The sequence below is a fragment of the Acidocella aluminiidurans genome (assembly GCF_055383125.1).
Window position 1 is genome coordinate 1993884 of record NZ_AP031589.1, and the last position, 26911, is coordinate 2020794.

Annotated in this window: 26 protein-coding genes and 1 pseudogene; 12 read left to right on the forward strand and 15 right to left on the reverse strand. The window is 58.5% G+C overall.

What is annotated here, in order from left to right; translation table 11 throughout:
* Positions 1–26: 26 nt before the first annotated feature.
* The 3 genes and pseudogenes from ACZ46S_RS09915 to ACZ46S_RS09925 all read left to right on the forward strand — a co-directional run.
* A pseudogene (locus tag ACZ46S_RS09915) lies at positions 27–728 on the forward strand (IS3 family transposase); the annotation flags it as partial.
* A 132-nt stretch (positions 729–860) separates the two neighbouring features.
* Positions 861–2075, forward strand: a complete 1215-nt coding sequence (locus ACZ46S_RS09920; RefSeq protein ID WP_464061587.1) for a hypothetical protein — start codon at positions 861–863, stop codon at positions 2073–2075.
* A gap of 338 nt (positions 2076–2413) precedes the next feature.
* On the forward strand, positions 2414–2935 hold the full coding sequence (locus ACZ46S_RS09925; protein WP_464061588.1) for a site-specific integrase: 522 nt from the start codon (positions 2414–2416) through the stop codon (positions 2933–2935).
* 250 nt (positions 2936–3185) lie between these two features.
* Here ACZ46S_RS09925 and ACZ46S_RS09930 read toward each other — a convergent pair whose 3' ends face one another.
* The 6 genes from ACZ46S_RS09930 to ACZ46S_RS09955 form a co-directional block, all read right to left on the reverse strand.
* A complete protein-coding gene (locus tag ACZ46S_RS09930) occupies positions 3186–4001 on the reverse strand; it encodes a hypothetical protein (RefSeq protein WP_464061589.1) in 816 nt (271 codons plus the stop codon).
* 544 nt (positions 4002–4545) lie between these two features.
* Positions 4546–5991, reverse strand: coding sequence for an IS1182 family transposase (locus tag ACZ46S_RS09935; protein ID WP_464061590.1), 1446 nt, complete (start codon positions 5989–5991; stop codon positions 4546–4548).
* Between the two features lie 96 nt (positions 5992–6087).
* Positions 6088–6618 carry a GNAT family N-acetyltransferase gene (locus ACZ46S_RS09940; RefSeq protein WP_464061591.1) on the reverse strand — a complete coding sequence of 177 codons (531 nt, stop codon included), beginning with the start codon at positions 6616–6618 and terminating at the stop codon, positions 6088–6090.
* Positions 6615–7121: a P-loop NTPase family protein gene (locus ACZ46S_RS09945; RefSeq protein WP_464061592.1), complete on the reverse strand. Its 507-nt coding sequence runs from the start codon at positions 7119–7121 to the stop codon at positions 6615–6617. The genes ACZ46S_RS09940 and ACZ46S_RS09945 overlap by 4 nt, the downstream gene beginning before the upstream one ends.
* 294 nt (positions 7122–7415) lie before the next feature.
* A complete protein-coding gene (locus tag ACZ46S_RS09950) occupies positions 7416–8540 on the reverse strand; it encodes a hypothetical protein (RefSeq protein WP_464061593.1) in 1125 nt (374 codons plus the stop codon).
* Positions 8541–8619: 79 nt separating this feature from the next.
* Positions 8620–8967: a hypothetical protein gene (locus ACZ46S_RS09955; protein ID WP_464061594.1), complete on the reverse strand. Its 348-nt coding sequence runs from the start codon at positions 8965–8967 to the stop codon at positions 8620–8622.
* 354 nt (positions 8968–9321) lie between these two features.
* On the opposite strand from ACZ46S_RS09955, the gene ACZ46S_RS09960 reads away from it, so the two are divergent.
* The 5 genes from ACZ46S_RS09960 (at position 9322) to ACZ46S_RS09980 (ending at position 15363) form a co-directional block, all read left to right on the forward strand.
* On the forward strand, positions 9322–10188 hold the full coding sequence (locus ACZ46S_RS09960) for a tyrosine-type recombinase/integrase (RefSeq protein ID WP_464061595.1): 867 nt from the start codon (positions 9322–9324) through the stop codon (positions 10186–10188).
* A 241-nt stretch (positions 10189–10429) separates the two neighbouring features.
* Positions 10430–11032, forward strand: coding sequence for a hypothetical protein (locus ACZ46S_RS09965; RefSeq protein WP_464061596.1), 603 nt, complete (start codon positions 10430–10432; stop codon positions 11030–11032).
* Positions 10986–12260 carry a Y-family DNA polymerase gene (locus tag ACZ46S_RS09970; RefSeq protein ID WP_464061597.1) on the forward strand — a complete coding sequence of 425 codons (1275 nt, stop codon included), beginning with the start codon at positions 10986–10988 and terminating at the stop codon, positions 12258–12260. Before ACZ46S_RS09965 ends, ACZ46S_RS09970 begins: the two co-directional genes overlap by 47 nt.
* Positions 12260–14119 carry a PHP domain-containing protein gene (locus tag ACZ46S_RS09975; RefSeq protein WP_464061598.1) on the forward strand — a complete coding sequence of 620 codons (1860 nt, stop codon included), beginning with the start codon at positions 12260–12262 and terminating at the stop codon, positions 14117–14119. Before ACZ46S_RS09970 ends, ACZ46S_RS09975 begins: the two co-directional genes overlap by 1 nt.
* Complete coding sequence (locus ACZ46S_RS09980; protein ID WP_464061599.1) at positions 14074–15363, forward strand: helix-hairpin-helix domain-containing protein; 1290 nt, start codon at positions 14074–14076, stop codon at positions 15361–15363. The genes ACZ46S_RS09975 and ACZ46S_RS09980 overlap by 46 nt, the downstream gene beginning before the upstream one ends.
* A 233-nt stretch (positions 15364–15596) precedes the next feature.
* Here ACZ46S_RS09980 and ACZ46S_RS09985 read toward each other — a convergent pair whose 3' ends face one another.
* Positions 15597–15812, reverse strand: a complete 216-nt coding sequence (locus ACZ46S_RS09985) for a helix-turn-helix transcriptional regulator (protein ID WP_464061600.1) — start codon at positions 15810–15812, stop codon at positions 15597–15599.
* A 263-nt stretch (positions 15813–16075) separates the two neighbouring features.
* On the opposite strand from ACZ46S_RS09985, the gene ACZ46S_RS09990 reads away from it, so the two are divergent.
* Entirely contained in the window at positions 16076–17080 is a 1005-nt protein-coding gene (locus ACZ46S_RS09990) for a sensor domain-containing diguanylate cyclase (RefSeq protein ID WP_464061601.1), read from the forward strand.
* Between the two features lie 185 nt (positions 17081–17265).
* Here the strand turns inward: ACZ46S_RS09990 and ACZ46S_RS09995 are convergent, their stop codons facing one another.
* The 3 genes from ACZ46S_RS09995 to ACZ46S_RS10005 form a co-directional block, all read right to left on the reverse strand.
* Positions 17266–18666, reverse strand: a complete 1401-nt coding sequence (locus ACZ46S_RS09995) for a tyrosine-type recombinase/integrase (protein WP_464061602.1) — start codon at positions 18664–18666, stop codon at positions 17266–17268.
* Positions 18667–19192: 526 nt separating this feature from the next.
* Complete coding sequence (locus ACZ46S_RS10000) at positions 19193–19912, reverse strand: RES family NAD+ phosphorylase (protein WP_295745072.1); 720 nt, start codon at positions 19910–19912, stop codon at positions 19193–19195.
* Entirely contained in the window at positions 19909–20322 is a 414-nt protein-coding gene (locus ACZ46S_RS10005; protein WP_464061603.1) for an MbcA/ParS/Xre antitoxin family protein, read from the reverse strand. Before ACZ46S_RS10005 ends, ACZ46S_RS10000 begins: the two co-directional genes overlap by 4 nt.
* 83 nt (positions 20323–20405) lie before the next feature.
* Here ACZ46S_RS10005 and ACZ46S_RS10010 point away from each other — a divergent pair, with 83 nt between their 5' ends.
* From ACZ46S_RS10010 to ACZ46S_RS10020, 3 genes are all read left to right on the forward strand, one after another.
* Entirely contained in the window at positions 20406–21158 is a 753-nt protein-coding gene (locus ACZ46S_RS10010; protein WP_464061604.1) for a response regulator, read from the forward strand.
* A complete protein-coding gene (locus ACZ46S_RS10015) occupies positions 21155–22468 on the forward strand; it encodes a sensor histidine kinase (protein ID WP_464061605.1) in 1314 nt (437 codons plus the stop codon). Before ACZ46S_RS10010 ends, ACZ46S_RS10015 begins: the two co-directional genes overlap by 4 nt.
* Positions 22469–22554: 86 nt before the next feature.
* On the forward strand, positions 22555–22866 hold the full coding sequence (locus ACZ46S_RS10020) for a PepSY domain-containing protein (RefSeq protein ID WP_464061606.1): 312 nt from the start codon (positions 22555–22557) through the stop codon (positions 22864–22866).
* 183 nt (positions 22867–23049) lie between these two features.
* On the opposite strand, the gene ACZ46S_RS10025 is transcribed toward ACZ46S_RS10020, so the two are convergent.
* From ACZ46S_RS10025 to ACZ46S_RS10045, 5 genes are read right to left on the reverse strand one after another with little or no spacing between them, the layout of a single operon-like run.
* On the reverse strand, positions 23050–23841 hold the full coding sequence (locus ACZ46S_RS10025; protein WP_464061607.1) for a TonB-dependent receptor domain-containing protein: 792 nt from the start codon (positions 23839–23841) through the stop codon (positions 23050–23052).
* Entirely contained in the window at positions 23838–25691 is a 1854-nt protein-coding gene (locus tag ACZ46S_RS10030) for a TonB-dependent receptor plug domain-containing protein (protein ID WP_464061608.1), read from the reverse strand. Before ACZ46S_RS10030 ends, ACZ46S_RS10025 begins: the two co-directional genes overlap by 4 nt.
* A 41-nt stretch (positions 25692–25732) precedes the next feature.
* Positions 25733–26164, reverse strand: coding sequence for an energy transducer TonB (locus ACZ46S_RS10035; RefSeq protein ID WP_464061609.1), 432 nt, complete (start codon positions 26162–26164; stop codon positions 25733–25735).
* The gene (locus ACZ46S_RS10040) at positions 26092–26493 is read right to left on the reverse strand and encodes a hypothetical protein (protein ID WP_464061610.1); all 402 of its coding nucleotides are present in this window, start codon (positions 26491–26493) and stop codon (positions 26092–26094) included. Before ACZ46S_RS10040 ends, ACZ46S_RS10035 begins: the two co-directional genes overlap by 73 nt.
* Positions 26494–26501: 8 nt before the next feature.
* Positions 26502–26903, reverse strand: a complete 402-nt coding sequence (locus tag ACZ46S_RS10045; protein ID WP_295746383.1) for an ExbD/TolR family protein — start codon at positions 26901–26903, stop codon at positions 26502–26504.
* Between the last annotated feature and the right edge of the window lie 8 nt (positions 26904–26911).

Below are 26911 nucleotides of genomic sequence, written 5' to 3' on the forward strand. Positions count from 1 at the left end.
GACCGCTTTTGGGTGAAATATGGGGGAGCTTCAAGGCCAGCGACAGAACCTATGGCGCGCGCCGCGTGTGGCGTGATGTACTCGAGGCGGGCTTGGCCTGTGGCCTGCACCGGGTTGAACGGCTGATGCGCGAGAACGGCTTCCGGGCCCGCCCGAAGCGACGGGTCAAGCCGAAGGACGAGGGCGAACGTGCTGTGATCGCCGATAATATCCTTGATCGGGAGTTCGCCGCCGCCCGGCCAAACCAGAAATGGCTGGCTGACTTCACCTATATCTGGACCGCCGAAGGCTGGCTGTATGTGGCCGTGGTTCTTGACCTCTTCTCCCGGCGCATCGTCGGTTGGTCGATGAAGGCGGAACGCGATGCGGCGCTAGTCATGGACGCGTTGATGATGGCCGTCTGGCGCCGCGGTAAGGCCGACGCGCTACTTCATCATTCAGATCAGGGCTCGCAATATACCAGCGAGAAATTCCAACGCTTGCTGACTGATAATGGCATTACCTGCTCAATGAGTCGGGCCGGCAATGTCTGGGACAATTCAGCAATGGAGAGCTTCTTCTCATCGCTCAAAACCGAGCGCACGGCTGCCAAAACCTACCGCACCCGTGACCAGGCCAGAGCCGATGTATTCGACTATATCGAGCGTTTCTATAATCCACGGCGGAGGCATTCGAAATTGGGCTATCTCAGTCCCATGGAGTTCGAGGCCAAGGCCGTGCTAGCTTAACTTGCTGTCCACCAAATCGGCAGCAGCTCAGAAGCGGACATTGCAGATCTTTGAACTTCGACGGCTGCTTCCGAGTCCAGTATTGCCCTTCTACGCTCTTTACGGCTCTTCAGAAACCGGACAGTCTTGGGCATGAAATTTATGCGGCACTTAATTTGGTTTTGGCTACCCCTTTTTTGCTCAGGCTGCACATCCGCGCAGCAAGAGCCTTCACCGAATTTTGCTGCTTACCTCTATCAATGGCCCGGAGATTCTCCTGCGATCAGTGGCGACGGCAGCACACTCGTTGCTGACATGAATGGTGTAATATGGCTCTGGCACCAAGGTGAAAGCGCCCAGATTTTAGTCAAAATCCCCAAATACTATCATGTTGGCACATTAGCGGTTAGCACCAACGGCCAGACAGTGGCTGGAAGTTTTGATCCGGATGGAGAGCGATTGTTTCCGCCAGTCTTTTATCCGGGTCGAAACAACAGAATGTTTTTGTGGCGTAAGGCAACTGGTCTCCAAATGCTGCCCGAGATTCCAGCAGCAGATCATATTAGCGGCGTACATGTAAACGACGCGGGAAACGAAATCGCCTTTGACTGCACAGATCGAAGATCTGTTCCAAACTTAGTAATAGCTTGCCGAGATGGTTCATTTAAAGGAAGCGAAAACCTGCGTTATCTCAAGTTGTGGACGTCGCTTCATGGCTATCAAAACGTGACTTTTCCCAAAGACGATGAAGAGATTATCGATAAGATTTCTGACAACTTGCAATCTTATCTTATAGAGTATGATTCGCCTGGAGCAGTCTGCAAGACTGCTTTGCTGAACGTTGATGGAAGGCAGACTCTCATGCCGTTGTCCGGCAGTTTCCGAGCTTGTCGATCTGAATATTCGAGCCCCAATAATAAGTATTTTGTGGAGCGGGCATCGCTGCCGAGTGACGCTTTGGTTGTATGGAATGATAAGGGGCAGGAGATTGGTCTGCGCAAACCTTTGCCCGGTTGTGGATTTGGTCTGATAGCAGCTATCGACGATTTCGGAAACATCTATGCCCAAGAAGGGTGCTTTAATGGCAAATCAATTTGGACTGAAGGAGTACGTGTAACAGCTGCTGGCACGGAAACTCTCAAACATTGGTTGGAAGCAGCGGGAGCGGGTTCGTCGTTACCGTTAGACCTTATTGTTAACCTTGTAAGCGCCAATGGTAAGACGCTCTACGGAACGGAGTTTAACGGTATTGCAATCGGAAACGCTGCGACCAGCCACTCCCCTGCATCGATTTATGTTCCAGGTGCTCCGCCTGGCACTGTCGCCGGCTTCGCACCGGGCATTCCGTTTATTGCGCATGTTCCGTAGGGCGCACCATCTTGGGTTGTGTCGATCAAGGCGGACATTTCGGGCCTACCTAATTCAATGGATTGTCCTGCGCCCTTGGAGGGCCGCTCCGGAGGCAGGAAACTGGTCAGGCGGGCGAATGTTATTGGCGCGGAGCCGTTGCATGCCGATATTGGCGAGTGACTAGTTTGAGCTTCATAGTTTCGTTGCATGGGGCCGAAAACGGTCTGACCGCTTTGGAGTAAAAAATAAGATAAGCTGCCATTGCCATCTGATGGCCACGCCGGATGATTGCGGCAGAACCGGAAACTCCTACGGGACTAAGCCCGGACGAGGCATGGAATCTCCAGCACCGGGACGTGTCGATCGTCACGGACTATGCGACGGGCGAAAAAATCCTGCAGATCGAAGTTCGCGGCAAGCGTGGTGTCGGCCACTGCAAAAGCATGCCTGGGGCGGTCCGGCCATATGAGCGCTTGCTCAACCTGCCGAAGCCGACACGCGGCAAACAGAAGCGGAACCGCAGTAAGAAGAACCCAAATCCGCTCCTGGAACTGGAATATCCGGAGCGGAAAGATAAAGTATTCCCGCAGAAGCATGCCAAGATGTTCAGAGAACTGCTGGTCGCGGTCAATTTGAAAATGGACCGTGACGGTAAGCCGCGTACCTTTTACAGTCTCCGGCACACTTATATCTGCCTGCGGCTGACGGAAGGGGCCGATATCTATCAGGTTGCCAAGAACTGCCGCACCAGTGTCGAGATGATCGAGAAGCATTACGCGGCGCATATCGCCGATCTGATCGACGCCGCCGCCGTGAATGTCATGCGCCCCAAGGCCGTGCGTGCGGCGGTGAAACAGGCAAATGGTGTTGCACGATAGGGTGAGCAGTGTGAGGAAGAAAAAAGCCGGCCGGAACGGTCGGCTCAGAAGACAAAACTTCGGGACGCGGAACGCGGCCCGGCCGATCTTCCTTTGAAGCAGGGACATCTGACGGCGGAGACTTAATTGCGTCTCCTCGAAATTCAGGGGAGCCCGAGCGGGCTCCCCCCCAAAGCGCGATCCGCTCGCCGGATCGCGCCAAGAGCGCGCCGTTCAGCGGCGCGCAATCAGGCCGAACGGCCAAGCACTACTAAGTTGCATGCCGGCATACTCGGAAATACGCGATTGATGACAAGCTCTTCTGCTCTCCAAAGATGTCAACATAATTTACAACGATTGGAAAACCATGCGACCTACAATTTATAATGGTCGTGGGAGTAGAAGTGTTTATTTGCGACAATAAATCATCGGAATTTGCAGATGTGGTGACATCATAGTTTGCGCTTGTATCGAAATATTCGATGTGCAGCCGACGAGCAATATCAAACATCGTACCAAGCGGGATAAGCATCTCTTCGTCGGGAGAGAGAACGAATGTTCGTGGAAAGCCAACATCATTTTTCATGAGTTCAGTGCGATTGTTGGCAACTAATTGATCAATATCCTGAACTTCAACGCTAACATGTCCGGTGTTTTTAATCATCATTGTAACATTATCGCGATATGCAGATACTGGCCATTCAACATCGCTTTTGACCCACTCGACCTGAATTTGGCTGCCATTTTGGTCGATTATGAGTCGATCTTGGGCACTTAAAATGCCGTTTGGTGCAGCGATTGGCGTTGCAAAATGTTTGCATGTTTCCGGTGCTTCAGGGACAAAGATAGCCGGATCACCGGGTTGACTGTGGTATAAAACGCCGTTCGTGCAGTTTGTATTCGGTATAGTTGAGAGTAGCTGTTGAGGGTTGACCGTGGTATAATTGCGAATGTTGTAATTCATCGTTCCAGTGTTAGTTGATACGGCCGGTGAATTTGGTCCCGTCGTACTGGCCGGTTGAGCAAGTGCTACAGATTTGCAGCCTATTATCGATAGGAAAACGGCAGGGGCGAGAAGTTTATTCATTTATTTTTAGAATCCTCCGTATTGTAATTGATAGTCCCTGAGTTGTTGCCAATGGCAGGAGAATTCTGGCCGCTAGTTGTTAGAGTATTATTACTATTTACTTTTGGCGCGGTGGACTTTGGAGCCGTCATCGAAATCTTCGCAATGACTCCCTTGAAGTCTCCGGATAGGCTTATGTTCCGCCCGGTGGCAAGCCCAATACAGACGAGAATTGCTACGACTAGCGCAATATAAGAGCATTTTTTGGAGCCGAGCCTCATTTGCCGTCATGCTTTCAAAAAGGGCAGCACCGCTAAAGCGCAGCTAGGTTTAGGGGAGAAGCGTCCAAGAAAAACAGTAGAGCCATATCGTGTCGCGATGCGCGCATATACCGTTACGCGCTCATAGATTCAATCCTAATCCCCGCTTTTCACGACCACAGGAATGTAGGGACAGTGTTCGGTCCGGCGTAGAGTGAGAGGCGGGCTGCTTGGACGTGGCAGGCTCCGGATCATGATTGGGTGTGCTTCCGCCGCTGGAGGCGAAGAGGCGGCCTTTTAGGCCCTCATGTCCTGGCTGCGGCGATCAATTCCGGGACGCCGACCAGGGTGATAGCCCTTCTGATATTGTAGGCGAGCGCGGTGAGACTGAACTCCCCGCGGACATTTCTCAGCCGGCGCATGAGGAACGCGCCCTGGTTCATCCACTGCTTGATGGTGCCGAATGGATGCTCGACTGTTTCCCGCCGCTGGTCCATCACCTCCGGCCGGGCTGCGAGCCGGGCCGCCATGCGGTCCATGACGCCCTCATTGTCCAGGCGCGACACACGGCGATAGGTGTTGGCAGTGCAGCGTTGCTTGAGCACGCAGTTCCGGCAGGCTTTGCGGTTGCAGTAATCGACCTTCCGGTTGCCCCGCAGCTTGGCTGCGTAGAGAGGCAACAAGGTGGCCCCGCCTGGACAAACGTAAACGTCTTTGTCCGGATCGTATAGGAACGCCTCCTTGGTGAAGAAACCTTCGCGGGCGGCTGTGCCTTTGGCCGGCTTGGGCACATAGGCTGTAATGCCCGTTTCCTCGCAAGCCTCGATATCCTCGATCTTGTAGTAACCCCGGTCGGCAACAACCTCGATGGTCTCCACGCCAAGAGCCTCCATGGCCGCCGCCGCCGTTGGGGCGAGCAGCCCAAGATCGATAACTTGGCTGCTGACCTCCTGCTCGGCGATCAGCTTGTGCTTCACGTCCACCGCAAGCTGGATGTTGTACCCCACGCCGACCTTGGTCATGCGGGCCATGGCACGGGCGTCCGGGTCGGTCAGCGATATCTGGTCCTCGCCCGTGCGCTCCAGCTCATCCATGAGGGCCTGGTGGCGGTCGCGCTTGCCGCGGATCGCCGCGATCTTCTCCGCCAACCCGCCGCTACCGCTGCCGCTGGCCCGGTCTTCATCGGCGTCGCCCTCATCCAGCCGCGCCATATAGGCAGATAGTTTTCCGTCCGCCTCGCGGATGAACGCCGCTAGCGCCGCACGGGTGAAGTTGCGGTCCTTGTTGTTCACCGCCTTGATACGGGTGCCGTCGACAGCCAGCAATTCACGCCCGAACAGGTCAAGCTTGCGGCACAACAGAACGAACTGGCGGAACACCAGCTTGAACGTCGCCCGGTTGTCGCGTCGGAAATCAGCGATGGTCTTGAAGTCCGGCTTCAGGTGCCGCAGCAGCCAGATCACCTCGATATTGCGATGGCTCTCGGTCTCAAGCCGGCGGCTGGACCGCACACGGTTGAGGTAGCCGTAAATGTAGAGCTTCAACAGGTCCGCCGGGTGGTAACCGGGGCGGCCCATCGCTTTAGCCGCGGCCCGGACAAACCCCAGAGCTTGCAGGTCAAGTTTGTCAACAAATGCATCAATGAACCGGACCGGGTTCTCCGGCCCCACGTAATCGTCAACCGCCTCGGGCAAAAGCAGAAGCTGCGAACGATCCGTCCTTCTGAGATGTGCCATGGCAAACCGTACCATCACGCATCAATTCAAGGAATCATAGCCCGGGAAGTTTCCACACGGTCTGTACAAGTTGCGCGACAATCGTGACCGAGAATAGAGGAGTAGGACCAATTACAATTGCTCGATCTTATAAAGGACATGACGGCAGAGAGGATCATCTGGAGCAAGTCGGGGATGATCGAAATCTCCGTCCTCGACCCTAACCATCCCAATACGTTTCATAACCGCTTGAGACCGAATGTTGCCCGTGGCTGTGAATGAGAAAATTTCATTGAGGCCCAAGGTATTGAAGCCGTATTGCAGGGCTGCGCGTGCGCCCTCGCTTGCATAACCCGCACCCCAATATTGTGGGGCAAGCCGCCAACCGATCTCATGGTCAGGTCCGAATGGCGGATTGAACATCATTTCCATTAAGCCAATAAAGCCAATTAAAGTTTTATCAGCCTTGAGTTCAGCCGCCATAAAGAAGGGCTTTCCAGCGTCTGCCATTGCGATCATTCGATCAATACCTGCGTCGCTCGCGGCTCGGTCGCGAGGGGGACCGAGAAATTCCATGACTAATGGGTTTGCATTTATTTCTGCCATTGGAGCCCGGTCTGTGTCACGCCAAGCTCGAAGTATTAAACGGTCAGTTTCAATCATTTTTCACTCTTATGGAAATAGGACAATGCTGACGCCGACCAGCCTGAAACCAGATGGGCAGGCCCAAGGAAGGGCGAAAACAAAAGATGGTTGATCTCGGCACGCGAGCGCAAATGCCATTTGGGTCCAGAGAAAGTTGCGTAAAGCAGTTCATGACCAGCGAACGATGATGATGTATCCCGGCTCCAATATGCGCCAGCCCATGCGATCAATCCGTCTTGGTCACTTTGAGCCATGCCCCGCCGCAGGCCACGGCGCAATAAAGCGTCTTTGCATTCGCTCCATGGTAAATCGAGCCAGATCAAACCGGTAGCACGAGGTAGCGCGATTTCCGCCAGCCAGCCATATACGCCTTCAATGATCCAATTATGGCCAGCGGCGAATTCAGCGACCAATGCCCTGGATTCATGCTCTTGTCGCTTCTGACCATTCGCTGACCAATGCAAAAGGTCGAGGTCATAAGCCGCGAGCACGTTGGCCGATCCGATGCCATCACTCCCCATGAATCACCTTATCCGAGCCGGGCAAGAGGTTTTGAAAGGGACTCTAAGTCGAAATAGGCGGGCAAGAATCTCGTCGTCTGTCAGTATCCCGTTGCGCCAGTCAGCGCTCCACCCATAGGCCTCGCACACGGCCGCATCGAGCGCGGCCTGCGCGTTCGCCAGCCATTGGGGCCGAGTATTGTAGAGATTAGTGAATATAAAAAGATAGTCGAGAACCGATGCGATGAGAATCGTACGATTATCTTACGCTTACATGAAGCTTCCGTATTCTCTACACGCAAATATACTACACAATTAAAGGTCCTTCCTAAAATCCTCGTTCGTCCAACTGCCCAATCGATTCATGAAGTTATTCCAACGTACCTCCGGACTCTGTTGAAACATTTCTGCGGTTTCCTCACATGGGATAATTCCCATTGTTTTTCCGAGGAAGACGATCCGACGACCTCGTTCGACGCTACGAACGACGTTTTCCCATAGTATACTTTCTTCCAAAAGGGAGAAGTTCAAAGTAAGCTGCGCCAGCGGATGCAAAGTGTGATTTTCCTCATTCTTTGCATGCTCCTTGAAATTTAGGCCATTAACAAACAGCGTAACCGTATGCGCCCCGGCCATAGCCGCATCTTTGAATGCGTCGCCTATTTGTTTGGGTAAAGACTCTCTTATTGCGCCTGTTATGATTGTAAAACGAACGAGCGGATGGGGGTAAAATCCATCACCCGGAGCATCGACAGATCGGTTTCGGAAATCAAACAGTGAGGTAATAATTGCAATGCCTATTGCACAATTGTTGAGGAAGCCATGAAGGCCCTCCAAATCTTCACGAGAGCTTCGTAGATAACCTACGATAAAATGTGCTATTGACCTAGCCGCTTCTTGATCCGCGTGCACCTCAAAGCCTTCATATATTTCCCTTTGGCTCATGCCCAAGGTCTCATCAGTAAAAACGCAATACGGAATCTGTTGTTCAATCAGACTTCGTTTTATTTCGAAATGATGGCCCAACAAGTGTGCCAATTCGTGGCGCATGAGGAAAACGGTGGCTATGGCGCACACATCTCGTAAAAAGACTGGCACTAGTTCGTTCGTACAATAATCAGAGATTAGCCCCTCGACATCCCGTTCAAAATATTCTTCATTTGGCGAGAATATTGCACGGAGACGACCTGGTAGAGCTTGGGTTATATTTCGACGATCTCTGATCGAATAGATATGGTTTATGCCAGGTACTTTGGTTCCAGCCATAAACAAGAAAGCAAAAAGAAACACTCGGTCAAAGCAACCGGTTGGGATATAAAGAGTGTATTCGCTTTCGGAGGATTTTCTAACAAATACATTGAGGCCAAGCGAGTGGAAATGGTTCAAAATCAGGGTTCGTTGCCCAGACTTTTCCTTTGCCGAGTCAATCTGCGCCGACATAAAAGTTTCTGGCAGGCCGTCCCACAGTTCCGTACATATTGACTTTATGTTTTGGTAAAACGGGACTCGCTGGAATATACTATGGGTCATCCCTGCAAACCTTGTTCACGCCATATTTAAATACCATCGCGGCTACGAGGCTAATAGACAGTCCCCCACGATCAACTGAGACTAAGTCTACCAATGCCGCTATGATTTGAGTCTCTTCGGCATTGGCTATTTTGAATATTGGTTTTCCCTTTTGGCATATTTTGGGTCTTAATTTAGCCAGCATCTCCTTAAATAGCGCTAGGCCTAGCTGTTTCTGTTCTTCCACGGATGGGTCATTTGATCCGAACTGTTCCGCTCCCGCTTCTCGGGCGAGTCGGAGCGCCAGTTCGTCAAACTCTAGCGAAACTAGAGTCTGAACCTCAGATACAATTGGCATGCATCCTCCTACTTCGAAATCTATGCGGTTGCCGACGATTACACCAATAAATCAATTATCATAATTTAATTGGCACGTCGTAGTCTCTGTCAAGTCCATTTCCGGAGTTTCTAGTTCTGTTTTCCGTTGCAAATCGAGGTATGTAGTTCAGCCTGAGTCTGCTTTATCTATTGCTAAATGGTTACATTAACGATCGACTGGATAGGAACTGCTGAATATTCGAAGAACGAACCCGCTGCGCGGGAATGGTGCTTGTGTTGATGGCGCCGGCTGGGGGTGGCGTGCAGGTTTTGTTTGAGGATTTGGGCGGCCTAGCTGAGGATGCGGGCTTCTTTCATTGCAAAGGAGCCTGCCATGACCAAGCCTGTTTTACCAACCTCGCCGATCGATCTGCGCCAGCGGATGATCGAGGATATGGAGATGCGCCGTTTCTCGCGGGCGACGCAGCGCAATTACCTCAGCGATGTCGGGCGGTTTGCCAAATTTCTCGGGCGTTCGCCCGATACGGCAACCGCGGATGATGTCCGGCGGTTCCAACTTGAGCAGCGCGATAGCGAGACGCCTGTGCCGACCATGAACAGCATCGTATCGGCATTGCGGTTTTTCTTCACCATCACGGTCGACCGGCCGGAGTTGGCGCGCAAGCTGGTCCGGGCCAAACACCCGCGCCATTTACCGGTGGTGCTGAGCCAGGAAGAGGTCGCCCGGCTGCTCGACGCCACGACCTGCCTCAAACACCGGGCGGCCCTGTCGGTCGCCTACGGCGCCGGCTTGCGGGTGGCGGAAGTGGCGGCGCTCAAGGTCAGTGACATTGACAGCGAGCGCATGCTGCTCCGGGTCGAGCGTGGCAAAGGCGGGCAATATCGCAACGCCATGCTGTCTCAGGATCTGCTGGCCGTACGGCGCGCCTGGTGGCAGGCCGGGCACCAGCAGGGTGTTGTGTACAAGACCGGCTGGCTGTTTCCGGGAGAGCACGCAACAAAGCCGATTTCCACCCGGCAGCTGCACCGGGTGGTTGTTGAGGCGGCAAAGGCTGCCGGGCTCAATAAACATGCCGGCCCGCATACGCTGCGGCACAGCTTCGCCACGCATCTGCTCGAAGACGGTGTCGATACCCAAAGGCAGACAGTCCGTTTTGGCCCATCTTTCCCACTCCGGAAGCGCGGTCTGCATGCTTCCTACGTCCTGAGTTGGCAGGATAACTGCCTTTCAAGGAAATGACCCGAAACGACAGATTCGTCCCAGACCTGGACTTCAGCGCTACCGCCCGGATGGTCCGCTATCAAGATCGCGGTTTGGAACCGGCTATGGCGCACTTGGGCGCTATGCCGTCATCACAAACCTCCCTGGGCATCACCTGCCCGCCCATTTCGGCATGGCCATGGCCCGTCTTCTGTCATGATACAGCCGCACAAAATCCGACTCGACTCTCAAGCCGAGTTGTGGATTCAATGTTCTTGTTATGTTCTCGTCCACTCACCCCGCTATCGCCACTGCATTTCCGGCCTTTCTGCGCGCCTGCCCGGCCGTGCATGAGTTCCGCGCGCCGATGGGCACGGCGGCACATGCCGGTCTGGTGGCATTGCTACTGGGGATGGTCTGGGGAGAGCGCCCGGCTCTGTGGGTGAGCGCGGCACCAGACTGGTATCCGCCAGGGCTGGCTTGGGCAGGGGTTGATCCGGCCTGTTGCCTGTTTGCCCAGGCGGAGGACGATGCCGAAGCCCTGGGTTCAGCGGAAGTGGCTTTGCGCGGCGGTATGGCGGGGGTCGTGGCATGCGAAGCCCTTTCGCGGCTGGCCGCCAAACGCCTGGCGCTGGCGGCAAAGCAAGGCGGCGGCTTGGGGCTGGTGCTGCGCCACGCCCCTGCCCAAACGCGGGAGGATTCCACCGCCTTTGCCTCGCGCTGGATGGTGCATCCAGCGCGAGGCAACCCCCATGCCCCGGTGTTGCGGGCGGAGCTGCTCTACGCCAAAGGGGCCATGCCGGGGACGTATCTGTTTACGCTGAAGGAGGGATGGGATGCAGAAGCGCCGCTTTCTCTCCCTGGCCTGCGCCGAGCCGGATGATCTGGCGAACCTGGCGCTGTGGTGCCAGGCTTTTACGCCCCTCACCGCGCCTGATCCGCCAGATGGGGTGATACTGGACATTACCGGCTGCGCGCATCTGTTTGGCGGGGAGACCGGGCTGATGGCCCGGCTGGCGGCACGGCTCCCCAGTGCCCGGATGGCGATTGCGGATACAGCCGCCGCCGCCTGGGGGCTGGCGCGCTACGGCAAGCCGGGCAACCCTGATATTTTGCTCCTGCCATTGGCGGCCTTGCGCCTGGCGCCAGAACCCATCGCCCGGCTGCGCCGCATCGGCATTCGCACCATCGGGCAGTTGGCACGCCTGCCACGGGCCGGGCTGGTGGCGGGCTATGGGCAAGCACCCGCCTTGCGGCTGACCCAGGCACTGGGTGAGGCGCCGGAGGTCATCCGCTTCATCACCGCGCCACCGGAATGGCGCGAAGCGGAACCGTTTATGGAGCCGCTACTGCTGCCCGCGCAGTTACAGGCGGTGCTGATCAAGCTGGCGGCCCGGCTCTGCGCACGGCTCACCGCAGCCACATTGGGCGCAACCGCACTCACCGCCCGGTTTTACCGGGTGGATCGCGCCTGCCCGGCGATCCACCTTGCCTTTGCCGCCCCCTGCCGGGATGAGGCGCAAATCGCCAAATTGCTGATCGAAAAATTGGCGCGAGAGATCGATCCGGGCTTTGGCATCGAGGCGGTTGCCCTCGAGGCCCCGCTCACCGAACCGTTGCCCCTGGAGCAACAGGACATGGGCGCAAAAGCCCCGGATTACGCCCGGCCGCTAAACACGCTGCTCAACCGTCTAGGTCCCGCTCGACTCTGGCGGGCGGCGCCGCATGCTTCGCATATCCCGGAATTCGCGGTACAAAGAATGGCCGTGAAGGCCCGGCCCGTGGAGTGGCCCACGCCGCATCACCCCCGCCCCATTCGTTTGCTCACCCCGCCTGTACCGATCACCGCCATCGCCCCGGTGCCCGATGATCCGCCAGTGCAATTTACCTGGGATGGGCAAGCCCACCGGCTGCGCTGGGCGACAGGGCCGGAGCGTATCGCGCGGGATTGGTGGGCGCACCCTTTTGACCCCGCCCGGCCGGAATTGGAGAAGATCCGGGATTATTATCAGGTGGAAGATATGGAAGGGGCCCGCTTCTGGCTGTTCCGCGCCGGGCTGCATGAAGGGGTGGCCACACCACGCTGGTATCTGCACGGGTTTTTCGCCTGATGTATGCGGAGTTGCTCTGCCAGAGCGCCTTCTCCTTCCTGGAAGGGGCATCGCATCCGCAAAGCCTGGTGGAGCAGGCCAAGGCGCTGGGGCATGAGGCGATCGGCATTGCCGATCGCAATAGCGTGGCCGGGGTGGTGCGCGCCTATGTCGCGGCGAAGGCCGCCGGGCTGCGCCTGCTGGCGGGTAGCCGGCTGGTGCTGGAGGATGCACCGGACCTGGTCTGCTACCCTTCTGATCGCGCGGCCTGGGCACGGCTCTGCCGGTTGCTGAGCCTGGGCAAGGCCCACGCGCCCAAGGGCGAATGCCGGCTCCGGTTCGAAGATGTTGTAGCCCATGCCGAGGGGCAGATTTTCATCGCCGTGCCGCCGCCGGTGTTGGATGATGCGTTCACCGCATGGCTACGCTTGGCCGGACAACAATTGCGCCGGCAGCTTTATGTGGCGGCGGTGCGCCGCTATGCGCCGGATGATCTGGCACGGCTCACCACCCTGCAAAACCTCGCGCAAGCCAACGGCCTACATCTCATCGCGGCGAATGACGTGCTCTATCACAGCGCCACCATCCGGGAATTGCAGGACGTGATGCGCTGCATCCGCCTGGGCTGCACCATCGAGCAAGCAGGGTTTCTGCTGGAGCCGCATGGCGAGCGGCATCTCAAATCCCCTGCCGAGATGGCCCGGCTGTTTTACAAATTTCCAGAGGCGCTCAGCCGCCAGCAGGAGATTTTGCAGCGGCTGAATTTCTCGCTGGATCAGATTTCCTATGAATACCCCGACGAGCCCGTACCGCCGGGCCTGACACCGGATGCGCATCTAGCCAATCTGGTGCGAAGCGGCGCGGCTTGGCGCTACCCCGCTGGCGTGCCGGAGAAGGTTCGAGCCTTGCTGGACAAGGAACTGTCCATCATCGCCCAGCTGAATTATGCGCGCTATTTCCTCACCGTGCATGACATCGTCCGCTATGCCCGGGCGCAAAAAATCCTCTGCCAGGGGCGCGGCTCAGCGGCCAATTCAGCGGTGTGCTACGCGCTGGGCATCACCGCCGTGGACCCAGCCGAGAGCGATCTGCTGTTCGAGCGTTTCGTCTCCGCCGAGCGGGGCGATCCGCCGGATATCGATGTGGATTTCGAGCATGAGCGGCGCGAGGAGGTCATCCAGTATCTTTATACCCGTTATGGCCGTCACCGGGCCGCCATCGCCGCCACGGTGATCCATTACCGCCCGCGCTCCGCCATCCGCGAGGTGGCGAAGGTGTTGGGCCTGCCTGACGCCACCGCCGCGATACTGGCGGCGCAGACCTGGAACCCCGGCGATGAGTTATGGGGCGCGGACACGCTGCGCGAGGCCGGGCTGGACCCGGACGAGCCGCGCCTCAAACGCGCGCTGATCATCGCGCGCGATCTGGTGGGGTTGCCGCGCCATCTCTCCCAGCATGTCGGCGGCTTTGTGCTTACCAAAGGGCGGTTGGATGAGAGCGTGCCCATCGGCCCCGCCGCCATGGCGGACCGCAGCTTCATCGAATGGGACAAGGATGACATCGACGCGCTCAAAATGATGAAGGTGGATGTGCTGGCGCTGGGCATGCTCACCTGCATCCGCAAATGCTTTGCGCTGCTCGGCATCCAGGATCTGGCGGACATCCCGCTCGAGGACAAAGCCACTTACGGCATGCTCTCCCGCGGCGATTCGATCGGCGTGTTCCAGGTGGAAAGCCGCGCGCAGATGAACATGCTGCCGCGCCTAAGACCAGAAAAATTCTACGATCTGGTCATCGAGGTCGCCATCGTCCGGCCCGGCCCGATCCAGGGGATATGGTGCATCCATATTTGCGCCGCCGCCAGGGGAAGGAGGCGGTAAGCTACCCGGCGCGCGCCGGCGGCTTGCCGAATGAGCTGGAAGAGATTCTAGCCAAAACCCTGGGTGTGCCGTTGTTCCAGGAGCAGGCCATGAAGATCGCCATGGTGGCGGCGGAATTTACACCTGAGGAAGCCAACGGCTTGCGCCGGGCCATGGCGACGTTCCGCAATCTCGGCACCATCGACAAATTCAGAACCATGATGGTCGGGCGCATGATACGGCGCGGCTATGAGCAAGGCTTTGCCGAGGCATGTTTCCGGCAGATCGAGGGGTTTGGCGCCTATGGATTTCCCGAGAGCCATGCAGCGAGTTTCGCCAAGCTGGTCTATGTCTCCGCCTGGCTCAAATGCCACCACCCGGCGGCTTTTGCAGCAGCACTGATCAATGCCCAGCCAATGGGCTTCTACGCCCCGGCGCAGATCATCCGCGATGCGCGCGAGCATGGGGTGGATGTGTTGCCGGTGGATGTGAATGCCTCCACCTGGGACTGCACGCTTGAGGGCGGCGCGTTGCGGCTGGGCTTGCGGCTGGTGGATGGCTTCCAGCAAGGCTGGGCGGAGAAGCTGGCCGGGCGGCATTTTACCAGCATCGAAGAGCTGGACATGCCCAAAGCCGCTTTGGAAGCCTTGGCCGCTTCCGAGGCGCTGGCCAGCCTGACCTCCGGCCGCCGCGACGCGCTCTGGCAGGTCGCAGTGCGTCAGACGGGTTCGACGCTCATCGCACCAAGCCCCACACCGCAAGCCGAACTGCCTTTAATGAGTGCAGGCGAAGAGGTGGTGGCGGATTATCGCGCCCTCGGCCTATCGCTGCGCGCCCACCCCTGCGCGCTGCTGCGCGACAAGCTGACGGCAGCCGGTGCCGTTACCTGCAGGCAAGCCACCCAGGCCCGGGATGGGACAAGGCTCCGCCTGGGTGGGGTGGTAATCGTCCGCCAGCGCCCCGGCACGGCCAAGGGCACGGTGTTCATCACCATCGAGGACGAGACCGGCATCGCCAACCTCATTGTCTGGCCGTCGCTGGTACAAAGCCTGCGGCAACAAATCCTCGGCGCCACGCTGCTCATCGCCGAGGGGCGGCTGCAACGCTCGGAGGAAGGTGTCACCCACATTACCGTCGAGCGTCTGGCTGACCGTTCCGGCTGGATCACCGGACTCGATGGCCCGGACGCGACCCAGCCCCCAAACCGGCGCCCCGGCCATCCACGCCAGGAACGAATTGTCGGCAAAAGCCGCGATTTTCATTGATTGGCAAAGACCAAATAACCAAGAGGGCCAAGCCCCTGGTTGCGCACCCGCAAGGGGTGCGCTTTTTGGCGATCCGCCAAGCGGATCGCTCTCTGGCCGGGCCTGCGCCCGTCCCCAACCGGCGTAGCTTATGCTACCCATTATTTTCCCGATAAACGCCACCGGCACACAATGACTGGGCCGGATTGCCGTATCGCAAGCCCATGCAGGGTGGCGTTGCCCGGCCTCGCCAGTCAGTCCTCATCCGCCTGCACCAGATCGGCCACGGTAACTTCGAGCACCCGCGCCAATTCATACAGCGTGATCACGGTCGGGTTCCGCCGCCCCCGCTCCAGACTACTCAGATATTGCTGGCTGACCCCGGAACGCGCCTCGATATCTTCCTGCGTCAGACCCCTAGCCTTGCGCAGCCGGGCAAAATTCCGTCCCACCAATTGCCGCATATCCATACGGCATGCTTGCCCGGTTACACACTTTAAGTTTATAAACTATAATATGTATTTCGCGCAGAATGTGGTAAGGGCCATGCGCGGGGATGATTTCCCCGAACAATGAACACCACCCCCGCTTGAATGCATCGATTTCCGTGCGCCCCCGCTCCACATGGCGCCGCCGGAACGGTACAGACCATCGGGTAGAACCACGCGGGCATAAGCCAATGCATGACACGGATCAGCCGGTCTGGGATGATATACACCGCTGGGAGATGGCCATGCGGGCCACGACCAGCCTGCTCAAGATTTTCTCTTTCCCCGAATTCTTCGCCGCCGCCGCTGAGCGCCTGGCCCAGCTCCTGGGCGCCGATGGCGTGGCGCTGATTGTCTACGATGAACCCGGGCAGCTACGCTACAAACTGTTCCACGGGCTGGAAAAGCTCAACCAAACCCCCATCGTCAAATTCAGCTTCCCTGCCAGCCAGGGCACGGTCGGGCGCGCGCTCGCCTCGGGCCAGGCGCTGTTTACACCCGATTATCCCAACAGCGCGGATGCCATGCCGGATTTCGTGGGGGCGGGGCTGCGCGCCAATCTGGTTGTGCCACTGCCCGATCCCGCCGGCTTCAGCGGCGCCATCGCAATTGCCTGGCTGCACCGGCACCCCGCGCCACCAAACGCCACAAGCCTTGCCATTGCCGAGATGTTCGCCGCCCTCATCGGCTCGGCCGTCTATCGTGAGGCTTTGGAGGCGCAACTCGAAACTCTTTCCCTCACGGACCCGCTGACGGGCTTGCCGAACCGGCGAACATTCATGCTGCGCCTCGTCAACGCGCAAAAGCGTGCCTGCCGTAATCAGTCCCTCATGGCGCTCGCCGTGATCGATCTGGATGGTTTCAAAACCATCAACGACGAACTCGGCCATGCCGCCGGAGATCAATGCTTGCTCTTGGCGGCCAATGCGATCCAAAATATCGTCCGTGACGTCGACATGGTCGCCCGGTTTGGCGGGGACGAGTTTGTCGTCATCCTCGAGGACCTACGCTCGTCCCAGGAAATTCTTTCCATCCTCAACCGTATCGTCGGCGCCGTCCTCGAAGGCTGCAATAGCAACGATGAACGATACAAAATAACCGCCAGCCTCGGCGCCACCATCTATCCCCTGGATTTTTCAGAACCAGAGATTTTGCTCAGGCATGCCGACGAGGCGATGTATCTCTCCAAGCGCAACGGCGGCAATCAGGTTACCCTGCGGCCACGCGATCTGGTTTCCCCTTCGCGGTAAGCCACCGTCGGCAAGATGCCCTTCGGCTCGATTGCTCAAGCGCTTTGAGAAGAGCAGCCTGCAAAATAGATTCAGTGGGGCCCAGCCCCTGGTTGCGCACCCGCGAGGGGTGCGCTTTTGGCGATCCGCCAAGCGGATCGCTATTTTGCCGGGCCTGCGCCCGTCCCCAACCGGCGTAGCTTGCGCTACCCGCTATTTTCCTCTGTCAGCGTCCCCGGCGCCAGATCCGCCTCCGTGACCCGCAGCCCGGCTTCCCGGGCCGCTCGCTCCTCAGGCACAGCCATTTCCCGCCGAGACTTGCCGCTTTCCTTACCCCCCCTGCCCTTCCCATTCGTCGTGGCCTTTGCCTGCTTCTCAGCTTGCCTGGCCGCCTTCGGCCGCATCACATTGATGGCGGCAGCGTCGAGGGTGTTCTTGATATGAGCAGCGTAATGCTTCTCAATCATCTCAACCGAAGTCCGGCAGTTCTTGGCGATCTGATAAATATCGGCACCTTCCATCAGCCGCAGACAGATATAGGTGTGCCGCAAACTGTAAGCCGTACGCGGCTTGCCATCCCGATCGGCTTTGAGCCTGGCTTTGTCCAAAATCCTGTTGAACAGCTTCAACTGCCCGCCTTGCGGAAACACCTTGTCCGTCGGCTCCGGCAATTCCATCGGCAACGGTTCATTCGGGTGTTTCTTGCTCCGGTTTCGCTTCTGCAGCCCCCGCGTCGGCTTCGGCCGGTTCAGCAAGCGCTCATAGGGCCGTACCGCCCCCGGCGTGCTCTTACAGAACCCCACACCGCGCTTGCCGCGCACCTCGATCTCCAGGATCCTCTGCCCCGTGGCATGATCCGTCACGACCGCCACATCCCGGTGCTCCAGATTGCCCGCCTCATCGGGTCTGAGCCCGGTATTGCCCATGAACAGGATATAGTCGTGCATCTGCTCGGCATTCCACCGATATTGCGGCTGCGGCGGATTGCGCGCCCAGTCCCGCGAAGCGGTATAAAGCTGCTTATATTCCTCGGGACTGAACCAAGGCCGGTGCACGATCTTGCCCTGCGTCTTATAAGGCGGCGACAGATCCGGCAGATAGGTCAGCCATCCATGGCGGATCGCCGCCTTCAGCACCAGGCGCAGCGTCACCACCTCATCATGCAACGTGCTGCGCGCCGGCGTCTTCGCGCCCGCCTTCGTCGCCGTCTCGATCCGGTGCACCCGGTAATCCTGCACGGCCCCCGGCGTCACCTCCGACAGGCCCATTTTCCCGAAGAAGGGCAACAGATGCAGGCGCAGCCGGATCTGATGCCCTTGCACCCATTTGGGCGACCGCTCGCCCTCGGTGATCACCTCATATTCGCGGGTGAATTTCTCCGCCGCGTCGGCGACGGTCTTTTCCGTCACCAGCGTGCCGGCGGCCTGCTTGCCTTGCAGCGTCAGATACCAGTCCTCAGCTACCTTCTGAGCAATGGTGAGTTTTTCCTGTTTGGTGGTGGCCCGCCATTGCTTGCCGCCCACCGAGGCCGAGCACTGCCAGAAGCGGCTATTGCCGCGCCGGTAAAGCTGAAGCTTGCCACCCAACAAGGCGTGATGGTCGTCCATCGCACGCTCCCCAACGGGGCCGCGGATACGGGCACAATCTCGATCAAGGCGCCCGGCGATCAGCGGCGGTTGCACTCGGTGAAAGTTTTACAACCGCGTAGCTTGTCAGGTTTTTACGGGCGGGTGACCATGTGTTAAACATGCGCTAGGCCGTTTCGGCCTATTTAGCGCCTTCTGCGGCGCTTTATCTATTTGATTTTCTTTAGAAACTTGGTTGCGGGACCTGGATTTGAACCAGGGACCTTCAGGTTAAGAGACGGAATAGCATTAAATTTAGTCAAATATATTCTTCTATCTTTCGAAACCGTGCGTGCACTACCCTAAATACTACACTTAGAAATCCTCGCTTGTTTCGATTTTTGGCTCAAAATGCCCTAGTTGGCCAACCTAAACACAACGCCCGCACCGCTTAACGCGAGGTGTACCCAAACTTCCCATTGGCCTCTCAAAAACTCCTGGCGGACTGAAGGATGTCACTTCGCAAGATAGGCGTGAACATATCTGGCCTCGTTTACTCCCGCCCCCTTCAGAACTCCCTCACCCGAAACACCTCCCCTGTCCCCGCATCGCGGACCAAATCGACGCGGACACCATCCCAGTGATAATCAAGATGGCGCCCTTGCACAGGCGGCGAGGCTAGATCCGGGTAAAACAGCCCTACACAAACACCGTCAGGGTCGCGCCTGCTGGGGTAGACCAGCCCCTCAGATCCGCTGTTTCGCAACGCCGCCGCCAGTTGTTGCGCCGTGGTGTAATCATTCCGGTCTAGTGCTGATGCGAATCCGTCAATCCCGCCCCGCAGGTCATGCAGCGAGGCCTGGATATCCAATACCAGCTCGCGGAATTGCGAGGTCCAGCCTGGCGGTTGGCCGGTCTGTGCCATGAAGAGGGCGTGGTGGTGAATGGTTTCAAACAGGGCCGTCTCATATGTCCGCGCGGCGTACAGCACGCCATAAGCCCCTGCGCTGAACCGGCTCGGCCGATCGGGGCTGACATGCGTGAAGGGGGCCATGAGGTAGCTCGCCCCCGGCCCGGAAACGCGCCGCGCCACGGGCACCAGATCAAGGGCGCCGATCGTTTCCATGAGGCGCGGATTGGTCTTCTGCTCGGCGGCGATCAATAAGGGCCAATCTTCTGGATCGGCGATATCCTCAAACAAATCGATCGGCGGATACAGGCTGCGGATGATCCGCCTGGCACCGACCCAATGAACCGGCGAGATGGGGACGATCGACGGATCGATCACCAGCCGCCACGCGCCGCATCCAGATAATGCCGCACCCGCATGAGATCGGTTAACTCACCGTGGAGCATGACATCCAAAGCCGAGCGACCGCTAAAAGCCGCATTCGGGGCTTTGATCCAGCCATAGCCGCGCGCCGGCTCCTTGAAAATGATCCGCAAGGCTTTGTGGATCCCCATGAGGTTGGAGAGCCTGGCCTTGCCGTCACGGCCAATCCGGCCAATCTCGCCTGTCTTCCAGCGGGCAAAGGTACGGCGGGGCAAGTCAAGGATGATCGCGGCCTGGTCGTCTGTCACCCCCCATAGGCGGAAGAGGTTCAAGGCCGCGCGGAACATGGCGCCTGCCTCTTCATCGGTGATCGGGTCAGGTGAAAAGGGCTTCGGCGCAACGGTGATCTGGCTAAGCACAGACATGAGCGACTCCTGTCATATGGCCGTATATACGAAATATATCGCCACATGGCAAACACAATTCCTGGACGGCCAGCGCCTGGGCCATGCGCACCATTCGATTCTCCCGAAGCTTGGATCCGTTCGCGTGGACTCACATACAGCCTCTTGTTCGGCTCACGCCCTTCGCTCAAGCTAGTCATATGCGGGTATTGCTGATCGAGGATGATGCGCTGATCGGCGCGGGTTTGCTCGCCGCGTTGAAATCAGCGGGTATGATGGTGGACTGGGTCCGTGATGGGGTGACGGGGGAGGCGGCGTTGCGCGACAATGCCTATGCCATCGCCTTGCTTGATCTGGGCCTGCCGGGCCTAGATGGTCTGAGCGTGTTAAAAGCCGCGCGGCAGAAAGGGGTGGAAACGCCTGTGCTGGTGATCACCGCCCGCGATGCGGTGGAGAGCCGCGTTGCGGGGTTGGATCTTGGAGCCGATGATTATCTGGTGAAGCCGTTTGCGCTGCCGGAGTTGCTCGCGCGCATGCGGGCCCTGATCCGCCGCCAGGCCGGGCGGGCAATCGCGCGGCTGGAAACCAGCGAGGCGGCGCTTGACATGGCAAGCCACGAATTTTCCCATGGCGGCCGCACCGAGCGCCTCTCCGCGCGGGAATATGCGCTGATGCAGGCGCTGATGAGCCGGCCGGGACGGATTTTATCCCGCGCCGAGATTGAGGAGCGCCTCTATGGCTGGGGCGACGAGGTGGAAAGTAATGCCGTGGAGGTATTGATCCATTCAATCCGGCGCAAATTCGGAAAGCAGGTCATTCTGAACATACGCGGCGCCGGATGGATGGTGGAAAAATGAACCTCGCCCCCTCATTGCGCAGAACCGCTTTGCTGTGGGTCACCTTCCTGCTGGTGGGGGCCGGGCTGATCGCGGCGGGTGCCGCGTATCTGTACAGCAAGAGCGAGACGGCGGATTTTCTGGATGGCCAACTTCGCCAGATTGCCCTTAACGCCGGGCCGGGTCCCGGCAGGGCCAACGCGCCCGCCGCGCCCGACCAGGATGCCGAGGACCGATTTGCCGTGACCATCTGGAATGCCCAAGGAAGCATGCTGCATCAAGCCATACCTGGCATATTTACGTCGCCTCCGCTCCGGGCCGGCTTTTCCACTGTGCGGATCGGCGATGAAGCTTGGCGGGTCTATGTATTGCGCGGCGCCGAGCGCACCGTGGCGGTTGCGCAGCGTGAGATCGTCCGCGACGAAATCGCCAGCAATGCCGCTATCGGCGCGGCCTTGCCGGTGGCGCTCCTGATCCCGTTCTCCTGGCTGCTTGTCTGGCTGACCCTGCATCGCACTTTGCGGCGGCTCGACCTCTTGGCCGCGGATCTCGCCACACGCGGCACAATGGCTACCGAGCCCCTGCCGCTGCATGGTATTCCTCAAGAATTGACGCCGCTGATCACCAGCATGAACGGTCTCATCGTAAGGCTTCAGACGGCGCTTTCCGCGCAGAAGCGCTTCCTGGCCGATGCCGCGCACACGCTGCGCACGCCGATCGCCGCGATGCAGATTGAGATCGATAATCTCGTCGCCGGGGCACCGCTGGCGTTGCCGCGCCTGGCCGCGCTCGCAGCGGGGGCGCGCCGCAGCGCGCAGCTGACCGACCGGCTCCTGCGCCTGGCCCGGCTCGACGAACCGCCGACGCTGCCCGCCACCCGTTTCGATGCCGCGCGGCTTCTGCTTGATTGCGTCGCGGATCACGCTGCACTCGCCGCGCGCAAACACATTGAGCTGAGCGCAGATATCTTGCCACGGTTCTTGGTGACCGGCGCCGAGGACGACGTGCGCACGCTTTTCAGCAGTTTGATCGAAAACGCCGTGACTTACACGCAGGCGGGCGGGACCGTGGACATTTCCTTGCGCCAAAGCCAGGCCGGCGGTTGCGCCGAAGTGTGCGATAACGGCCCCGGCCTTCCCGAAGGCGCGCAAGCGCGGATTTTCGAACGTTTCTTCCGCGCCGCACCGGAGGTGGCGGAGGGCACCGGGCTGGGGCTCGCCATCGCCCGCCGCATAGCCGAGCGCCAAGGCTTTGGGCTGGAGGTGGTAAACCGCACCGATACTGTCCGCGGTGTTGTGGCAAGGGTGACGATGCCTGGCAGTTGGTCCTAAGTTTCAGCTAAGTCTGCGTCGCTAAACCATGGTCAAGGCGCCCGGCGTAGCCGGCGCCGAACGTAGATGAAGCATGGAGTTTGACGATGAAATTTACGTATCCCGCCCGTACTCTGGGTGCTCTGGCGATCCTCGCCGGTTGCGCGACGCCGGGCCTGGCTTACACAGGCGAAAACCTCTCCGGAGGCGCCAAGATCAACCTCGAAGCAGCGCGAAACATCGCTCTGAAGGCGCAGCCTGGAAAAATCGCGGATGAAGAGCTGGAGAAGGAAGCTGGTGGCAGCGGCTTGCGCTATTCATTCGACATCAAATCCGGCGCGAAGACGCATGAGGTCGGCGTAGATGCCGTGACCGGTGCCGTTCTTGAGAACAGCGTGGAGGGGGCCAATCCCGATTAAGGCAAATTGATACCCGCCCCCCGCCCGGAGGATATATAGATGACCACCAGCCTCGCCACCGTGAGGATCGCAAGGCTGGTAGTTTATCCATGCGCCCCCCCACGGCGGCGAGGTTGACGCATCAGCTTAGATAATCATGCGACGATGAAAGCCGACGGGCCCGCGACAATAGCGTCGCGGAGGTCAAAAATGATAATGTACGCCGAACAGAAGACGCTGCCCATAATATTCGCGCTGAATCGGATAAAACCTGTTCGAGCCCTGAGTGATATATAGGCGGTAATTGGTCAGGTTGGCACCTTGGGCATAGAAGGTCCAATGCGGGGTCAACTGATAGGACGCGCTCACATCCAGCATGAAAGTCGGCTGGGTGTAAGTGCTGCTCCCCGGGTTGCTGCCGGCGGCAAAGAGATTGCGTGAAGTGTAGTTTTCGCTGATCTCGAAATCGAACCGGCCTTTTTTATAAGTTTCGGCGATATTGGCGGTCAGCGGATAGGTCTCCGGCAGAATGGAACGCCCCTGACCGGGAAAGATTTTACCCGTGCCGTCCACATAGGTCAGATTGGCATCGATCCCCAGACCATCAAGCGGGTGCGGCAGGAAATAAAAACGCTGAATGGCCTCAAGCTGGACGCCACGCACCTGGGCACCGCTGATATTCTTGAATGTCTGATAGGTGTTGCCGTTCGCATTATAGTTGGTCGCGATGATATAGTTGTCGATATTTTTAAGGAAGCCATCAACCATGTAAACGCCGTCATTATGCGTGTAATAGGCCAGCGCGACATCAAATGTTTTACCGGTTTGCGGCTTTAGATTCGGGTTGCCCGTGGAGATCAAAGAGCCGCTGCCACTGCCCAGGGCCGCATTCGCGGTCGTGGAAATCGCCGGGCTGACCTGCTGGAAGCCGGGACGCGCGATGCCTGTCGAATAGGCAAAGCGTCCCTGCAGCTCCGGCGTGAAGTCATATTTCAACTGTACTGTAGGGAAGATGTTGTTGTAACTCTGGGACTTCGTGTCCAGCCCCCGATCGTGGTATTGCCGTTGGCATCGGTGGTGGAGGCGTAGCCGGAATAAGCGGCATCTGTTGCCTCAAACCGAAGGCCGGCAAGAACCTCCAGCTTGTTCCATTGCAGATCTTCCTGTGCGAAACCCGCATATATGTTTTCACGATCATGCTGGTAGGACTGCGCGGCGGAAACCGGATCGGCCGAGGCCGTGTAGCCTTGGCCAAAGAGCTGACCGTAATTCAGATTTGGGCCGAGCGGATAGCGGCCATAGGTCGTCAGGCTGGGCATGCCCCCCGTAACGCTGGCCAGCGAATAGCCACCATTCACCGGCGTATAGGAAATGGTGGAAGCCATGCTGTTGCGCGAGCGCAGGCTGAAATCCGCGCCAACTTTGAACGTGCCCAGGGTATTAAGGAAGCTGGTCGGCACCGCGAAAGAGGCGCCGTTATCATAAATCCGGTCTGTAGCGCTGATCGGAAGATTGGTCAGATCGCTGAATGTGTAATTATTTGGGTTCGTTGGATCATACGCCGCGCCGGACGCGGTGGCGATGCTGTACGACCGGAAATTTCGGTTACTGGTATCGTAATTGATTGTCAAATTCTGATCATTGCTGCCGAAATTCGAGACAAAATCATGGTTGAAGCGATCGAACCCCTCGGCATAGCCACTGTGGAAGGTCACGTTCACCAGATTGGCGACCATGAAATTGCCGCCCGTCTTCAAAACCGTCATGCCGTCGGTTTCAGAGCTGTTCTCGTAATATTTGTTCAGATTAGCGCCGGTCGCTGTAAAATTGTTGTTGCCATTATCGATAGACGAAGCGTCGAGATTTTGAAGGTAGAGTTCATCTTTTTGGATCGTCTCGTTCATGGACGAGAACATGCCCAGCACATAGAGATGCGTTTGCGGATTCGGGTCGAAATCGATCTCGCCCGTATACCCCTTGGAGATGCGCTGGTTATTATAACGGCGCAGCTGCAGATTATTGATCTGAGCCGGCATGCCTGCTGTGGTGGTACCGTTCGTATAACCCTCTTCCATATCGAAAATGCCAGGGGACGTATTGATATACCCAAAGCTCCCAAGCACAGTGAAAGGCTTGGCATTTTCGAACTTCAGGCCCGGAATGGCGAAGCGCTTTCCAGCGGTAAGGCTAACCTGACCCATGGCATTGTGCTGCAAAAGTGTTGTCCCGCCGCCAGCGTTTACATCAAGCATGGTGTCCTTATCCGCGGGCATGCTCGGCGGCAGCAGATCGATCACACCACCAAGACCGGTGGCGGCGATATCGGGAGTGAGGGTGGGTATCACTTTCGCACCCCCGATAATGCCGGGGGGTAAGAAGTCCAATGCCACGGCGCGGCCGCCACCGGTCGGGCTGGCATTGGTATTGGTGCCGGGCAGCTCAAGCCCTGCATAGCGCGTGGAATTCAGATCCTCCGACAAACCGCGCACCATCACATAGCGGCTGAAACCAGAATCGGTTTCGGTGCTGACGCCTGGAACATGCTTCAAATTTTCGGCAACATTGGAATCCGGAAGCTTCTGCATCACCGATTCAGGCTGCACATAAACAATATTTGGAGCTAATTTCTGTTCTTTAACCGCTTGCTTTTGAGAGCCAGTCGAGCTCGGTGCCACGGCTGCACCGCCATTGGCATAATCAGAGCCCGTTGCGGTCACAGTCCCGAGATCGAGATTAATGGGAGATGTTTGCGCGCTCGATTGGGCATGTGCCCGTACGAGCGGCAACGCCGATAGCGCCGTCGAGGCAAAAAGAAAAATCACACGCGAGCGTCTCAAACCATGCATAATACGTCTCCAATTTCACGAGTTTCGAATATCGACAGCGGTCAGTCGGGATTCATATCCTGCGACGTCATCTCAAAAATCACTTCGACGGTGACGTCGTAGCTACGTCCTGCGAAGCCCGGCGGCGGGGCTGGATAATGCGCGATGCGCGCGGCCTGCAGCGCCGCCTGGTCGAGCAGCGGAAAACCGCTGGAATGGGCCAGGGCGATATCGCTCACCACGCCGTTGCGGTAGATGAAGGTGATCTCCGGCGTGCCGCCTTCACGCGCCATCTGCGCGGCCTGCGGATAGACGCGGTTGGCCACACCCTGCACGGCATTGCGCATCGCCAGCCGGAACGCATCCACCTCACCCTGGGACGGGGCGGGCGGCAAAGCGGGGGCTGGCGGCGCCGGCGGCGTCACCGGTTGCGGCTTTGGCGGCGGGGCCGGCTGCGGGCGCGGCGGCGGCGGCACCACATGATGCGGGACCACGTGATGCACCGGGCGCGGCGGCGGCGGTTTGGGCACGCTGGGCGCCGGAACCGGCTTGGGCGGGGGCGGCGGCGGCGCGGGGTGGGCACCGGCGGCGGCGGCACCGGCTTCGGCGGTTGCGGCACGGGCGGGGGCGGTTTGGGCGCGGGTGGCGGGGCGGCCTGGATGGTCACCTTCACCACCGCCGGCTGCTTGGCCGGCGGCGGTTGCTGATGCTGCATGGCCGGCAGCAGCAGCCCCAGCGCCCCGGCCTCGAGCAGCAGCCCAACGCCGATCGCCAGCAGGAAGCGGCGATTGGAATGCCCCTCCCCGCCCCATTCACCGGACATGCCAGCCATCATTGCGCGGCCTGCGGCTGCGCGGCGATGCCGATATCGGTCACACCGGCCTTCTTGGCGGCGTCGATCACCGTCATGAAATGCTGGAAGGCGCTGGCCTTATCAGCGGCGATGGTCACTTCCGTCTTGTCCGGCGCGCCATCGGCGGCGAACATGGCGCTGAGCTGGTCAGCGCTCATCACCTGGTCCTTCACCTTGATGGTGCCATCCGCCATGACATTCACGATGAATTTCGGATGCGGCAATTGCTGCGCCTGGGAGGCGTTGGGCAGTTGCATCGAAACCCCGGCATCGGGGATCATCTGCATCGTCACGATGATGAAAAACACAAGCAGGAACAGCATCACATCGATCATCGGGATGATCTCGATGCGCGCCTTGCGGCGTTCGAAATAGCGCATGCGGGCGG

Excerpts from the sequence above, each read along its gene's own strand:
- ACZ46S_RS10020 (WP_464061606.1), top strand. The coding sequence starts at position 22,555 with ATGAAATTTACGTATCCCGCCCGTACTCTGGGTGCTCTGGCGATCCTC.
- ACZ46S_RS09935 (WP_464061590.1), bottom strand. The coding sequence starts at position 5,991 with ATGGTACGGTTTGCCATGGCACATCTCAGAAGGACGGATCGTTCGCAG.
- ACZ46S_RS09985 (WP_464061600.1), bottom strand. The coding sequence starts at position 15,812 with ATGGATATGCGGCAATTGGTGGGACGGAATTTTGCCCGGCTGCGCAAG.
- ACZ46S_RS09975 (WP_464061598.1), top strand. The coding sequence starts at position 12,260 with ATGTATGCGGAGTTGCTCTGCCAGAGCGCCTTCTCCTTCCTGGAAGGG.
- ACZ46S_RS09995 (WP_464061602.1), bottom strand. The coding sequence starts at position 18,666 with ATGGACGACCATCACGCCTTGTTGGGTGGCAAGCTTCAGCTTTACCGG.
- ACZ46S_RS09965 (WP_464061596.1), top strand. The coding sequence starts at position 10,430 with ATGTTCTCGTCCACTCACCCCGCTATCGCCACTGCATTTCCGGCCTTT.
- ACZ46S_RS10045 (WP_295746383.1), bottom strand. The coding sequence starts at position 26,903 with ATGCGCTATTTCGAACGCCGCAAGGCGCGCATCGAGATCATCCCGATG.
- ACZ46S_RS09930 (WP_464061589.1), bottom strand. The coding sequence starts at position 4,001 with ATGAATAAACTTCTCGCCCCTGCCGTTTTCCTATCGATAATAGGCTGC.
- ACZ46S_RS09945 (WP_464061592.1), bottom strand. The coding sequence starts at position 7,121 with ATGGGGAGTGATGGCATCGGATCGGCCAACGTGCTCGCGGCTTATGAC.
- ACZ46S_RS10030 (WP_464061608.1), bottom strand. The coding sequence starts at position 25,691 with ATGCATGGTTTGAGACGCTCGCGTGTGATTTTTCTTTTTGCCTCGACG.
- ACZ46S_RS10040 (WP_464061610.1), bottom strand. The coding sequence starts at position 26,493 with ATGTCCGGTGAATGGGGCGGGGAGGGGCATTCCAATCGCCGCTTCCTG.
- ACZ46S_RS10010 (WP_464061604.1), top strand. The coding sequence starts at position 20,406 with ATGCGCACCATTCGATTCTCCCGAAGCTTGGATCCGTTCGCGTGGACT.
- ACZ46S_RS09980 (WP_464061599.1), top strand. The coding sequence starts at position 14,074 with ATGGTGCATCCATATTTGCGCCGCCGCCAGGGGAAGGAGGCGGTAAGC.
- ACZ46S_RS09955 (WP_464061594.1), bottom strand. The coding sequence starts at position 8,967 with ATGCCAATTGTATCTGAGGTTCAGACTCTAGTTTCGCTAGAGTTTGAC.
- ACZ46S_RS09920 (WP_464061587.1), top strand. The coding sequence starts at position 861 with ATGAAATTTATGCGGCACTTAATTTGGTTTTGGCTACCCCTTTTTTGC.
- ACZ46S_RS09950 (WP_464061593.1), bottom strand. The coding sequence starts at position 8,540 with ATGTCGGCGCAGATTGACTCGGCAAAGGAAAAGTCTGGGCAACGAACC.
- ACZ46S_RS10015 (WP_464061605.1), top strand. The coding sequence starts at position 21,155 with ATGAACCTCGCCCCCTCATTGCGCAGAACCGCTTTGCTGTGGGTCACC.
- ACZ46S_RS09940 (WP_464061591.1), bottom strand. The coding sequence starts at position 6,618 with ATGATTGAAACTGACCGTTTAATACTTCGAGCTTGGCGTGACACAGAC.
- ACZ46S_RS09960 (WP_464061595.1), top strand. The coding sequence starts at position 9,322 with ATGACCAAGCCTGTTTTACCAACCTCGCCGATCGATCTGCGCCAGCGG.
- ACZ46S_RS09970 (WP_464061597.1), top strand. The coding sequence starts at position 10,986 with ATGCAGAAGCGCCGCTTTCTCTCCCTGGCCTGCGCCGAGCCGGATGAT.
- ACZ46S_RS10005 (WP_464061603.1), bottom strand. The coding sequence starts at position 20,322 with ATGTCTGTGCTTAGCCAGATCACCGTTGCGCCGAAGCCCTTTTCACCT.
- ACZ46S_RS09990 (WP_464061601.1), top strand. The coding sequence starts at position 16,076 with ATGCGGGCCACGACCAGCCTGCTCAAGATTTTCTCTTTCCCCGAATTC.